Source organism: Actinomadura formosensis, from assembly GCF_050948385.1.
GTDB lineage: Bacteria > Actinomycetota > Actinomycetes > Streptosporangiales > Streptosporangiaceae > Spirillospora > Spirillospora formosensis.
Window position 1 is genome coordinate 6,649,493 of the sequence record NZ_CP192011.1, and the last position, 12,751, is coordinate 6,662,243.

The 12,751-nt window shown below is 70.3% G+C and carries 10 protein-coding genes; all 10 read right to left on the reverse strand.

Annotated features, from left to right (window positions below; genetic code table 11):
- Positions 1-48: 48 nt before the first annotated feature.
- The 10 genes from nuoN to nuoE are packed head-to-tail and all read right to left on the reverse strand — an operon-like array spanning position 49 to position 12,721.
- The gene (gene nuoN / locus ACQP1N_RS31130) at positions 49-1,623 is read right to left on the reverse strand and encodes an NADH-quinone oxidoreductase subunit NuoN (protein WP_067794450.1); all 1,575 of its coding nucleotides are present in this window, start codon (positions 1,621-1,623) and stop codon (positions 49-51) included.
- Entirely contained in the window at positions 1,620-3,200 is a 1,581-nt protein-coding gene (locus ACQP1N_RS31135; RefSeq protein ID WP_433227864.1) for an NADH-quinone oxidoreductase subunit M, read from the reverse strand. The genes nuoN and ACQP1N_RS31135 overlap by 4 nt, the downstream gene beginning before the upstream one ends.
- Complete coding sequence (nuoL, locus tag ACQP1N_RS31140; RefSeq protein WP_067794455.1) at positions 3,197-5,113, reverse strand: NADH-quinone oxidoreductase subunit L; 1,917 nt, start codon at positions 5,111-5,113, stop codon at positions 3,197-3,199. The genes ACQP1N_RS31135 and nuoL overlap by 4 nt, the downstream gene beginning before the upstream one ends.
- 10 nt (positions 5,114-5,123) lie before the next feature.
- Positions 5,124-5,423, reverse strand: a complete 300-nt coding sequence (nuoK, locus tag ACQP1N_RS31145; protein ID WP_021593191.1) for an NADH-quinone oxidoreductase subunit NuoK — start codon at positions 5,421-5,423, stop codon at positions 5,124-5,126.
- Positions 5,420-6,328, reverse strand: a complete 909-nt coding sequence (locus tag ACQP1N_RS31150) for an NADH-quinone oxidoreductase subunit J (protein WP_067794457.1) — start codon at positions 6,326-6,328, stop codon at positions 5,420-5,422. Before ACQP1N_RS31150 ends, nuoK begins: the two co-directional genes overlap by 4 nt.
- Complete coding sequence (gene nuoI, locus ACQP1N_RS31155; protein ID WP_067794547.1) at positions 6,325-6,801, reverse strand: NADH-quinone oxidoreductase subunit NuoI; 477 nt, start codon at positions 6,799-6,801, stop codon at positions 6,325-6,327. Before nuoI ends, ACQP1N_RS31150 begins: the two co-directional genes overlap by 4 nt.
- Positions 6,802-6,844: 43 nt before the next feature.
- Positions 6,845-8,185, reverse strand: coding sequence for an NADH-quinone oxidoreductase subunit NuoH (gene nuoH, locus ACQP1N_RS31160; protein WP_067794459.1), 1,341 nt, complete (start codon positions 8,183-8,185; stop codon positions 6,845-6,847).
- On the reverse strand, positions 8,182-10,650 hold the full coding sequence (locus ACQP1N_RS31165) for an NADH-quinone oxidoreductase subunit G (RefSeq protein WP_067794461.1): 2,469 nt from the start codon (positions 10,648-10,650) through the stop codon (positions 8,182-8,184). Before ACQP1N_RS31165 ends, nuoH begins: the two co-directional genes overlap by 4 nt.
- Complete coding sequence (gene nuoF, locus ACQP1N_RS31170; protein ID WP_433227865.1) at positions 10,647-11,945, reverse strand: NADH-quinone oxidoreductase subunit NuoF; 1,299 nt, start codon at positions 11,943-11,945, stop codon at positions 10,647-10,649. Before nuoF ends, ACQP1N_RS31165 begins: the two co-directional genes overlap by 4 nt.
- Positions 11,942-12,721, reverse strand: coding sequence for an NADH-quinone oxidoreductase subunit NuoE (nuoE, locus tag ACQP1N_RS31175; RefSeq protein ID WP_067794465.1), 780 nt, complete (start codon positions 12,719-12,721; stop codon positions 11,942-11,944). The genes nuoF and nuoE overlap by 4 nt, the downstream gene beginning before the upstream one ends.
- Positions 12,722-12,751: the final 30 nt, after the last annotated feature.

Consider the following 12,751-nt stretch of genomic DNA (forward strand, 5'->3'; position numbering starts at 1 on the left):
GCCGGCCCGCCGGGCTTCTCAGCGGATGGGTTGCTCACCCAAGACTCCCTACCGGACGAACATGTGGGTCGTGGCCTGACCCGCGAGGTCCAGGACCGGCTGCGGGATCACGCCGAGTACCACAGTAGCCGCCACGCCGAGGGCGACCGCGACCGCGGTCGCCGGCCCGGCCACCACGACCGGCCCGTCCGCGTCCGGCTCGCTGAAGAACATGACGACGATCACGCGGACGTAGAAGAACGCGGCGATCGCGGACGAGATGACCGCGATGATGACCAGGGGCGTCGCGCCCTCCTCGACGGCCGCCTTGAACACCGCGAACTTGCCGGTGAACCCGCTGGTGAGCGGGATCCCGGCGAACGCCAGCAGGAAGAAGGCGAACACGCCGGCGACGACCGGGGACCGCTTGCCGAGCCCCGCCCACCGGGACAGGTGGCCGGCCTCGCCGCCCGCGTCCCGCACCATCGTGATGACGGCGAACGCGCCGACCGAGGTGAAGCCGTAGGCGAGCAGGTAGAACAGGCTGCTCGACAGGCCGTGCGGGGAACTGGCGATCACGCCGAGGAGCAGGAAGCCCGCGTGCGCGATCGACGAGTAGGCCAGCAGCCGCTTGATGTCGGTCTGCGTGATCGCGATGAGCGACCCGGCGACCATCGTGAGAATGGCCACACCCCACAGGACGGGCCGCCAGTCCCAGCGCAGCGTCTCGAACGCGACGTAGTAGACGCGCAGGATCCCGCCGAACGCGGCGACGACCGTGCCGGACGCCATCAGCGCCGTGATCGGGGTCGGGGCGCCCTGGTACACGTCCGGCTTCCACATGTGGAAGGGGACGCCGCCGAGCTTGAACAGCAGCCCCACGGACAGCAGCGCGACGCCCGCGAGGAGCAGGGTCTCGCTGCCGGCGTCCCTGCCGATCTGGGCGGAGATGTCCGACAGCCGCACCGACCCGGCGTACCCGTACAGCAGCGCCGTCCCGTACAGGAAGAACGCCGACGAGAACGCGCCGAGCAGGAAGTACTTGACCGCCGCCTCCTGCGACAGCAGCCGCCGCCGGCGGGCGAGCCCGCACAGCAGGTAGAGCGGCAGCGACATGACCTCCAGGGCCACGAACATCGTGAGCAGGTCGTTCGCGGCCGGGAACATGATCATGCCGCCGACGGCGAACATCATCAGCGGGAACACCTCGGTCTGGGTGATCCCGGCCTCGGCGGTGCGCTGCTCGGCCTCGCTGCCGGGCAGCGCGGACGCCTGCGCGGCGAAGTGGCCGCCGGCGCGCTCGGCGATCAGCAGCAGGCTGACGAGCGCCAGCACCAGGATGGTGCCCTGGATGAACAGCGTCGGCCCGTCCACGCCGAGCGCGCCCTCGGCGGCGACGTGGTGCGGGTTGTCGCGCCACGCGAGCGCGACCGTCCAGCCGAAGGCGCCGGCGAGGCCGAGGAACGCCAGCGGCACCTGCGCGTAGTAGCGCGCGTTGCGGCCGACGAACGCCTCGACGAGCACGCCCACGACGGCGACGCCGAGGACCAGGAGCAGCGGGGCGATCTGCCCGTACTCGATGTGCGGCGCGGGGATGTCACCCCCCTGCGCGAGGACCGCGCTCACCTGACTGGTGGTGCTCATGGACGGGCTCCGTTCTCGGCGACGTTACCGGTGATGGCCGGCGCCGGATCGCGCTGATCGACCCTGGCCAGCGTGTGTCCCACCGACGGGTTGATCACGTGCAGCACCGGCTGCGGGAAGAAGCCCATCGCCACGATGATCGCGATGATCGGGGCGATGACCCACTTCTCCCGGGCGGACAGGTCCTTCATGCCCTCGACCGCGGGGACCTTCGGGCCGCCCATGGTCCGCTGGTACATCCACAGGATGTAGATGGCGGCGAGCACGATGGCGATGATGGACGCGACGGCGGCCCACCTGTAGCGGCTGAAGGTGCCGACCACGACGAGGAATTCCGACACGAACGGCGACAGGCCGGGCAGCGACAGCCCGGACAGGCCGGCGATGAGGAACGTCCCGGCGAGGACGGGCGCCGCCTTCTGCACGCCGCCGAAGTCGGAGATCCGCGCCGACCGCCGCCGGACGATCAGGAACCCGACGATGAGGAACAGCGCGCCGGTGGAGAAGCCGTGGTTCACCATGTACAGCGCCGCGCCCGACTGCGCCTGCGAGGTCATCGCGAAGATACCGAGCACGATGAACCCGAAGTGCGAGATCGACGTGTAGGCGATCAGCCGCTTCATGTCGACCTGCCCGATCGCGAGGACCGCGCCGTAGATGATGCTGAGCACGGCGAACCCGAGCACGACCGGCGTCGCCCACTTGGCCGCGCCGGGGAACAGCTCCAGGCAGAACCGGAGCATCCCGTACGTGCCGACCTTGTCCAGCACGCCGACGATCAGCACCAGCGCGCCCGCCGGGGACTGCTGCGCCGCGTCCGGCAGCCAGGTGTGCACCGGCACCATCGGCGCCTTGATCGCGAACGCGATGAAGAAGCCGAGGAACAGCCACTTCGCCGTCGTCGGGTCGATGTTCATCTTCGACAGCTCGTCGAACATGAACGTCCCGCGGCCGAGGCCGCCGGCGTCGACGGACTTCGCCGACAGCGGGTACAGCCAGATGACGGCGACGAGCATCAGCAGCCCGCCGAACAGCGAGTACAGCAGGAACTTCACCGCGGCGTAGGAGCGCTGCGCGCCGCCGTAGGACCCGATGATGAAGTACACCGGGATCAGCATCGCCTCGAAGAAGACGTAGAAGAGGAACACGTCGGTCGCCGCGAAGACACCGATCATGGCCGCTTCCAGCGACAGCAGCAGCGCGAAGTACGTCTTCACCGACCGCTTCGCCGGAACGTCGGTGCCGCCGGAGCGGTCCGCCTCGCCCCACGAGGCCAGCATGACCAGCGGGACGAGAATGACCGACAGCAGGATCAGCGTCAGCGCGACACCGTCGACGCCGAGGGCCCAGTGGACCCCGAACTCCTTGATCCACCAGTACTTCTCTTCGAACTGGAAGCGCGGGCCGCCGGCGTCGAAGCCCGCCGCCATGACGCCGGTGAGCGCCGCGACGGCGACGGAGACGCCGAGTGCGAACTGCTTGACCAGCGTCTCCCGCTCGCGCGGGATGGCGATGAGCAGCAGCGCGCCCGCCAGTGGCAGTCCGATGAGGACGCTCAGCCAGGGAAAGTCGCTCATGAAACGTTCACCACCAGGAGCGCCGCGACCACGAGGGCCGCACCGCCCAGCATCGAGAGTGCGTAGGAACGGGCGAAGCCGGTCTGGACCCGGCGGAGCCGGCCGGAACTGCCGCCGACCCCGGCGGCGGTGCCGTTGACGACGCCGTCGACGCCGCGTCCGTCGAACCAGACCGCGAGCCGGGTCAGCCACTGCCCGGGACGCATGAGCAGCGACTCGTTGAGCGCGTCGCCGTACAGGTCCTTGCGGGCCGCGACGGTGGCGAACGAGCCCTTGGGCGCCTCGCGCGGCACCGGCCGGGCGCCGTACTGCAGCCACGCGATCGCCGCACCGATGATCATCAGCACCAGGGTGATCGCGCCCGGGACGGTGAGCCACTTGAACTCGTGCGGGTGCTCGGGCGTCCCGACGACCGGCTCCAGGAAGTCGGCGAACCCGCCGAGGATCAGGAACCCGCCGGCGGCGACGGAGCCGACCGCCAGCAGCATCAGCGGCCAGGTCATGACCTTGGGCGACTCGTGCGGGTGGACGTCGTCCTCCCAGCGCTTCTCGCCGAAGAACGTCATGAACATCACGCGCGACATGTAGTAGGCGGTGATGCCCGCGCCGATGAGGGCGCAGGCGCCGAGGATCGCCCCGGACGTGCCGCCCTTGTCGAACGCCGCCTCGATGATGGCGTCCTTGGTGAACCAGCCGGACAGGCCGGGGAACCCGATGATGGCGAGGTACCCGAGCCCGAACGTCGCGTAGGTGATCACCATCACCGCGCGGAGCGCGCCGTAGCGGCGCATGTTCACGTCGTCGTTCATGCCGTGCATGACGGAGCCCGCGCCGAGGAACAGGCCCGCCTTGAAGAAGCCGTGCGCGATGAGATGCGCGATGGCGAAGACGTAGCCGGCCTTGCCGAGCCCGGCGGCCAGCGTCATGTAGCCGATCTGCGACATCGTCGACCCGGCGAGGGCCTTCTTGATGTCGTCCTTCGCGCAACCGATGATCGCACCGGCGAGCAGCGTGGCCGCCCCGACGATCGTGACGGCGAGCTGCGCGTCCGGCGACATCTCGAAGATCGGGCCGGACCGGACGATCAGGTAGACGCCCGCGGTCACCATCGTCGCCGCGTGGATGAGCGCCGACACGGGGGTCGGGCCCTCCATCGCGTCCAGCAGCCAGGACTGCAGCGGCAGCTGCGCCGACTTACCGCACGCGCCGAGCAGCAGGAGCAGCCCGATCGCGGTGGCGGTGCCGGTGCTGAGCTGGGACGCCAGGCCCGCGTGCCCCGGACCGGTGCCGAGGATCGAGCCGTAGTCGATCGTGCCGAACGTCGAGAACATCAGCGCGATCGCGATGATCAGCCCCATGTCGCCGACGCGGTTGACGACGAACGCCTTCTTCGCGGCGGTCGCGGCGGTCGGCTTGTGCTGCCAGAACCCGATCAGCAGGTACGAGGCGAGGCCCACGCCCTCCCAGCCGAGGAACATGACCAGGTAGTTGTTGCCGAGCACCAGCAGCAGCATCGCCGCGACGAACAGGTTCAGGTAGGCGAAGAACCGGCGCCGGTCGGGGTCCTCGGCCATGTAGCCGATGGAGTAGATGTGGATGAGCGAGCCCACCCCGGTGATCAGCAGGACGAAGCTGATGGACAGCGGGTCCACCAGCAGGTCCATGCCGACCTTGAACGAGCCGACGTCGATGAAGTTCCACAGGTGCAGGGTGCGGCGCCGGGCCTCGGCGTCGTATCCGAGCATCTGGGCGAACATCGCGGCGCCCACCGCGAACGACGCGATCGACATCGTGACGCCGAGCAGGTGGCCCCACTTGTCGGTGCGCCTCCCCCCGAGCAGGAGGATCGCGGCGCCCGCGAGCGGGAGCGCGATGAGAAGCCAGGACGCGGCCTGGATGCCTTCCGCTTTCATCCTCGGCCTCTCAGTACTTCAGCAGGTTCGCGTCGTCGACCGACGAGGACCTGCGGGTCCGGAAGATGGTCATGATGATCGCCAGGCCCACGACGACTTCCGCGGCGGCCACCACCATCACGAAGAAGGCGATGATCTGACCATCCAGATTGCCGTGCATGCGGGAGAACGAGACGAACGCCAGGTTCGTCGCGTTCAGCATGAGCTCGACGCACATGAACACCACGATCGCGTTGCGCCGCACGAGGACGCCGAGCGCTCCGATGGTGAACAGGATCGCCGAGAGCGCCAGGTAGTGCCCCGGACTCATTGACCCGCCTCCCCTTCACTCGCGCCGCCGCCCGCGGCCGGCGACCCCGACTTCACCGAGCGCGCCTCGGCGTCGGCGTCGTGGACGTCCTCGGTGACCGCCTTGACCGCGGCCACGTCCTGTTCGAGGGCCTCCTCCTCGGTGCCGCCGTAGAGGTCGGCGTGCCGCTCGGCGGTGTCGGTGCGGGCCGCGATGACCGGGTTGACCGACAGCTCCGACGGGGTGCCGTCCGGCAGCAGCGCCGGCATGTCGACGGCGTTGTGCCGGGCGTAGGTGCCGGGGCCGGGCAGCGGGCCGGGGTGGTCGCCGGTCAGGAACCGTTCCTTGGACAGGTCCTTCTGCGTCGGCTTCGGCTCGGTCCGCTCCCGGTGCGCCAGCACCATCGCGCCCAGCGCCGCGGTGATCAGCAGGGCGCTGGTCGCCTCGAACGCGAACACGTACTTGGAGAACAGCAGCCGGGCCAGCCCCATCACGTTGCCGCCGGCGTTGGCCTGCTTCAGGCCCACCGAACCGCCGAGCGCCGCGTTCCCGAGCCCCACCGTCAGCAGGACGATGAAGCCGAGCGCGGCGATCGCGGCCCAGAAGCGCTGGCCCCGGATCGTCTCCACCAGCGAGTCGGTGGAACTGACCCCGACGAGCATCAGCACGAACAGGAACAGCATCAGCACCGCGCCGGTGTAGACGATCACCTGGACGAACGCCAGGAACGGCGCGCTCTGGATCGCGTACAGCGCGGCGAGGCAGAGCATCACGGTCGCCAGCAGCAGCGCCGAGTGCACCGCCTTCCGCATGAAGATCATGCCGAGTGCGGCGAGCACCGACACGACCGCCAGGAGCCAGAAGAAGAACGGCTCACCGGACTGCTTGTCGGCGACCTCGGCGGCGAGGAGATGAGCGGTGCTCATTTGCCCTCACCCCCGTCGTCCTGCTTGAGGCCGAGGCGGTAGTAGTCCTCCTCGGTGTCGCCGAGCCGCATCTCGTGCGGCGGCGTCTCCATGCCCTCGCGCAGCGGCGCCAGCAGCATGTCCTTGGTGTAGATCAGGCTCTCGCGGCTGTCGTCGGCGAGCTCGTACTCGTTGGTCATCGTGAGCGCCCGGGTCGGGCACGCCTCGATGCACAGCCCGCAGAGGATGCAGCGCAGATAGTTGATCTGGTAGGTGCGGCCGTACCGCTCGCCGGGCGAGTACCGCTCCTCCGCCGTGTTGTCGGCGCCCTCGACGAAGATGGCGTCCGCCGGGCAGGCCCACGCGCACAGCTCGCAGCCGATGCACTTCTCCAGGCCGTCCGGCCAGCGGTTGAGCTGGTGCCGCCCGTGGAAGCGCGGGGCGGTCGGCTTCTTCACCTCCGGGTACTGGACGGTCTCGCTCTTCATGAACATCTGGTGGAACGAGACCCCGAACCCCTTGACCGGGTTCAGGAAATCAGTGAGTCCCACTGGTGACCTCCTCGGAGGAAGTTTCGATCTTGGCGGGCCGGACCGGCTCGCGGGCGCGACCGTGGTAGTGCGGCGCGTCCAGCGGCGGCACCGGGAACCCGCCGGCGGCCGGCTCGGCCTGTCCGCCCTGCGCCGCGCCGGGCACGATCTCCTTGTCCTCCTCGCCGCCCCGGAACATCTCCCAGAGCACCGTGGCCAGCAGCACCACCGCGCCGACCACCGCCGCGGCGATGACGATCTGCCGCATGTCGTAGCCCTCGTTCTTGAAGGCGCGGATGGCCGCCACCAGCAGGATCCAGCCGAGGGAGACGGGGATCAGCACCTTCCAGCCGAGCCTCATCAGCTGGTCGTAGCGGACCCGCGGCAGCGTGCCGCGCAGCCAGATGAAGAAGAAGATGAACAGGAAGACCTTGATCAGGAACCACAGCATCGGCCACCAGCCGGAGTTGGCGCCCGCCCACACCGTGGAGATCGGCGCGGGAGCACGCCAGCCGCCGAGGAACAGCGTGGTGGCGAGCGCCGACAGGGTGGTGAGGTTGATGTACTCCGCGAGGAAGAACATCGCGAACTTCAGCGACGAGTACTCGGTGTGGAACCCGCCGACGATCTCGCCCTCGCCCTCCGGCAGGTCGAACGGGATGCGGTTCGACTCGCCCATCATCGTGATCACATAGATCACGAAGGACGGGGCCAGCAGCACCACGAACCACGTGTCGTGCTGCGAAGCGACGATCTCCGAGGTCGACATCGTGCCGGCGAACATGAACACCGCCACGAACGACAGCCCCATCGCGATCTCATAGGAGATCATCTGCGCGGACGAGCGGAGCCCGCCGAGCAGCGAGTACGGCGACATCGACGACCAGCCGGCCAGCACGACGCCGTAGATGGCCATCGACGACATCGCCAGCACCAGCAGCACCGCGACCGGAAGGTCGGTGCCCTGCAGCGCCGTCTTGTGCCCGAAGATCGACACCGTCGGCCCGAACGGGATGATGATGAACGAGATGAACGCCGGCACCGCCGCCATCACCGGCGCCAGGATGAACACGACCTTGTCCACCTGGCGGGGGACGATGTCCTCCTTCAGCGCCAGCTTGATGCCGTCGGCGAGGCCCTGCAGCAGGCCGAAGGGCCCGGCGCGGTTCGGGCCGACGCGCAACTGCATCCGGCCGATGACGCGCCGCTCCATCCACATCGTCATCAGCACGGTCACGACGAGGAACGCGAAGATGAACAGGACCTTGCCGCCGATCAGCCACCACGGGTCGGTGCCGAAGTCCTTCAGCGTGGGGTCGGCCGCCGGGGCCGCGGCGAGCGGGCTCATTTGCCACCTCCAGCGTTCCGCGCGGCGCCCGGGAGCACCCCGCTCGCGATCTTGACGATGCCGCCCGCGGCCGCGCCCAGATCCCGGTGGAGGGCGCAGCCCGCCGAGTTCGTCGGCAGCCACACCACCCGGTCGGGCAGGTCCGGGGTGATCTCCAGCGGGAGCGTCACCTCACCGCGCGCCGCCGACACGGTCACCGCGTCGGTCGCGCCGATCTCCGCGGCCGTCGCGGGCGACAGCCGGGCGATCGCGGGCTTGGCGGTGCCCGCGAGGAACGGCTCGCCGTCCTGCAGGCGGCCCCGGTCCAGCAGCAGCCGCCACGTCGCGAGCAGCGCCTCGCCCTGCTCGGGGTGCGGCGGCAGTTCCTGCGCCACGTCCGGCGCCTCCGGACGCTCACCGCGGTACCCGCCGAGCTCGGTCAGCTCGCGGCGCGCCGCCTCCGGGCCGGGCAGGCCCAGGTGGACGTCCATCTCGTCGGCCAGCGCGTCCAGCACCCGCAGGTCGGACAGCCGCCCGGCCGACTTCAGCACGGTGTCGAACGGACGGCCGCGGCCCTCCCAGTCGACGAACGTCCCGGACTTCTCCGTGACGACCGCGACCGGGAACACCACGTCGGCGCGGTCGGTGACCGCGCTCGGCCGCTGCTCCAGACTCACCACGAACGGGGTCGCGTCGAGCGCCCGGAGCATCGTCTCCGGGTCGGCGAGGTCGTAGGGGTCGACTCCGCCGACGAGCAGCGCGCCGCGCCGTCCCGCGGCCGCCGCCGCGACGATCCCGTCGGTGTCCTCGCCCGCCGCGGCGGGCAGGTCCGCGACGCCCCAGACGCGGGCGACCTCGGCGCGTGCGGCGGCGTCGGTCACCGGACGGCCGATCGGCAGCAGCCCGGGCAGCGCCCCGGCCTCGATCGCGCCGCGTTCCCCGGCCCGGCGCGGCACCCATGCCAGCCGGGCTCCGGTGATCCGCGCCAGCCGGACCGCCGCGGTCAGCGCGCCGGGGCTGCCGGCGAGCCGCTCCCCGGCCAGGATGACGGCGCCGGGCGTCTCCAGCAGCGTCCGGATGCCCGCGTGGCCGGCGTCCCCGATCAGCGAGCCGAGCGTCTCGGCCTCGGCGCCGGGCGGCGTCGGCAGCAGCGTGCCGCCGACCTTCGCCAGCCCGCGGGTCGCGAACGGCGCGGCGGCGTACACCGGCAGCCGGTGCTTGCGGTACGCCTTGCGGAGCCGCAGGAAGACGATCGGCGACTCCTCCTCCGGCTCGAAGCCGGCGAGGAGGACGACGGGCGCCTTCTCCAGGTCGGTGTAGGACACCTCGATGGAGTGGCCCGCGACCGAGGAGGCGATGAACCGCGACTCCTCGTCCGACAGCGGCCGGGCCCGGAAGTCGACGTCGTTGGTGCCGAGCGCGATCCGGGCGAACTTGGCGTAGGCGTAGGCGTCCTCCAGGGTGACGCGGCCGCCGGTCAGCACCCCGGCCGAGCCGCGCGCCGCCGCGAGGCCGCGCGCCGCGATGGTGAGCGCCTCCGGCCAGGACGCCGGCTCCAGTTCACCGTCCTCGCCCCGGACGAGCGGGTGCGTGAACCGCTCCGGCCGCGTCCCGTAGGCGAACGCCCAGCGGCCCTTGTCGCAGTTCCATTCCTCGTTGACCTGCGGGTCGTCCCCGGCGAGCCGGCGGGTGACCTTGCCGCGCCGGTGGTCGGTGCGCAGCGCGCAGCCGGCCGCGCAGTGCTCGCAGACGCTCGGCTGCGACACCAGGTCGAACGGGCGGGACCGGAACCGGTACGCGGTGCCGGTGAGCGCGCCCACCGGGCAGATCTGCACGGTGTTGCCGGAGAAGTAGGAGTGGAACGGCTTGCCGTCGGCCGTCCCGACCTCCTCCTTCGCGCCGCGGTTCAGCAGGTCGATGAACGGGTCGCCGGCGATCTGCTCGGAGAACCGGGTGCAGCGGGTGCACTGGATGCACCGCTCGCGGTCGAGCAGCACCTGGCTGGACAGCGGCAGCGGCTTCGGCCAGGTCCGCTTGGTCTCCTGGAAGCGCGTCTCGCCGCGCCCGTTGGACATCGCCTGGTTCTGCAGCGGGCACTCGCCGCCCTTGTCGCAGATCGGGCAGTCCAGCGGGTGGTTGATGAGCAGGAACTCCATCACGCCGTGCTGCGCCTTGTCGGCCACCGGCGAGGTGAGCTGGGTCTTGATGACCATGCCCGGCATCACGGTGGTCGTGCAGGACGCCTGCGGCTTCGGCATCCCGCGGCCGTTGCCGGCGTCCGGGATCTCCACCAGGCACTGCCGGCAGGCGCCGATCGGGTCGAGCAGCGGGTGCTCGCAGAACCGGGGGATCTGGATGCCGAGCAGCTCGGCGGCCCGGATGATCAGCGTGCCCTTCGGCACCTCGATCTCGAAGCCGTCGATGGTGCAGGAGACCATCTCCACCTGCTCGACCGACTGACCCGACTTGTCGTCGGTGACGGTCACTTGGCACCTCCCCAAAGGGTGGACTTGGCCGGGTCGAACGGGCAGCCGCCCTGTTCGAAGTGCTGGAGGTACTCGTCCCGGAACAGCTTGATGGACGACACGACCGGGCTGGTCGCGCCGTCGCCGAGGGCGCAGAACGCGCGGCCGAGGATGTTGTCGGAGATGTCCAGCAGGGTCTCCAGGTCCTCCTCGGTGCCCTCGCCGGCCTCCAGCCGCTTGAACATCTGCTTGTACCAGTAGGTGCCCTCGCGGCACGGCGTGCACTTGCCGCACGACTCGTGCGCGTAGAACTCCGACCAGCGCTGGACGGCCCGGACGACGCACGTCGTCTCGTCGAAGATCTGCAGCGCCCGGGTGCCGAGCATGGACCCGGCGGCGCCGACGGACTCGAAGTCCAGCGGGACGTCCAGGTGCTCGTCGGTGAAGATCGGCGTGGACGACCCGCCGGGGGTCCAGAACTTCAGCCGGTGCCCCGCCCGGATGCCGCCCGCCATGTCGAGCAGTTCCCGCAGCGTGATGCCGAGCGGCGCCTCGTACTGGCCGGGCCGCGTGACGTGCCCGGACAGCGAGAAGATCCCGAAGCCCTGCGACTTCTCGGTGCCCATCGAGGCGAACCATTCCGGCCCGTTCTCGATGATCGAGGGAACCGAGGAGATCGACTCGACGTTGTTGATGACAGTGGGTCCGCCGTAGAGGCCCGCGACCGCGGGGAAGGGGGGCTTCAGCCTGGGCTGACCGCGGAATCCCTCAAGGGAGTCCAGCAGCGCCGTCTCCTCGCCGCAGATGTAGGCCCCGGCGCCGCTGTGCACGACCACGTCCAGGTCGTAACCGGACCCGAGGATGTCCTTGCCGAGGTAACCGGCCTCGTACGCCTCCGCCACCGCCTGCTGCAGCCGGCGGATCACGTGCAGGACCTCGCCGCGCACGTAGATGAACGCGTGGTTCGACTTGATCGCGTACGAGCTGATGATGACGCCCTCGACCAGCACGTGCGGGTTGGCCATCATCAGCGGGATGTCCTTGCACGTGCCCGGCTCGGACTCGTCGGCGTTGACGACGAGGTAGCGCGGGTTCGGGCTGGACGGCGGCAGGAAGCCCCACTTCATCCCGGTGGGGAACCCGGCGCCGCCCCGGCCGCGGAGGCCGGAGTCCTTGACGGCCTGGACGATCTCGTCCGGCGCCATGCCGAGCGCCTTGCGGAGGGCCTTGTAGCCGCCCTCGCGCTCGTAGCCGGCGCGGGTGAACGAGTCGGCCTGGTCCCAGTTCCTGGTGAGGACGGGGGTGAGCGTGGTCACTGGTTCCGTCCTTCCTGGCTGCCGGGCTTGGCCTCGCCGGGGACGGGTTCGCCCGGCTCGTGCGGCGGCTCGGCGATCTGTTCCGGCTTCACCGGCTCCTCCGGACGCTCCCGGCCCGCCTCGGTGGAAGGCGCCTCCCACCCGCGCTCCCGGGCGAGCTTCACCCCGGCCAGCGACTCGGGCCCGGCCTGGACGCCCTCACCGGCGAGCCCGTCCGGGAACCCTGCGAGCACGCGGGACGCCTCCTTCCAGGTGGCCAGGTGGTTCGGCCCGCGGGAGGGGAGCACGTCGTTGCCGAGGCGCAGGTCGTCGACGAGCTGCTTCGCCTTCTCGGGAGTCATGTTGTCGAAGAACTCCCAGTTGACCATCACCACCGGGGCGAAGTCGCAGGCCGCGTTGCACTCGACCCGCTCCAGGCTGATCTTGCCGTCCGGGGTGGCCTCGTCGTGCCCGACCCCGGTGTGCTCGCTCAGCTCGTCCCAGATCTGGTCGCCGCCCATGATCGCGCACAGCGTGTTGGTGCAGACGCCGACGTGGTACTCCCCGACCGGCTTCCGCTTGTACTGCGTGTAGAACGTGACGACGCCCATCACCTGCGCGGGCGTGATGCCGAGCATCTCCGCGCAGAACTCCACGCCGTCCTTGGTGACGTGGCCCTCGGCCGACTGCACCAGGTGCAGCATCGGCAGCAGCGCCGACCGCGGCCGCGGGTACCGGCCGATGATCTCCTTGGCGTCCCGCTCCAGCCGCTCGCGTACGTCGGGTTCGTATGTCATCGGTCCACTCCCCCCATGACCGGGTCGATG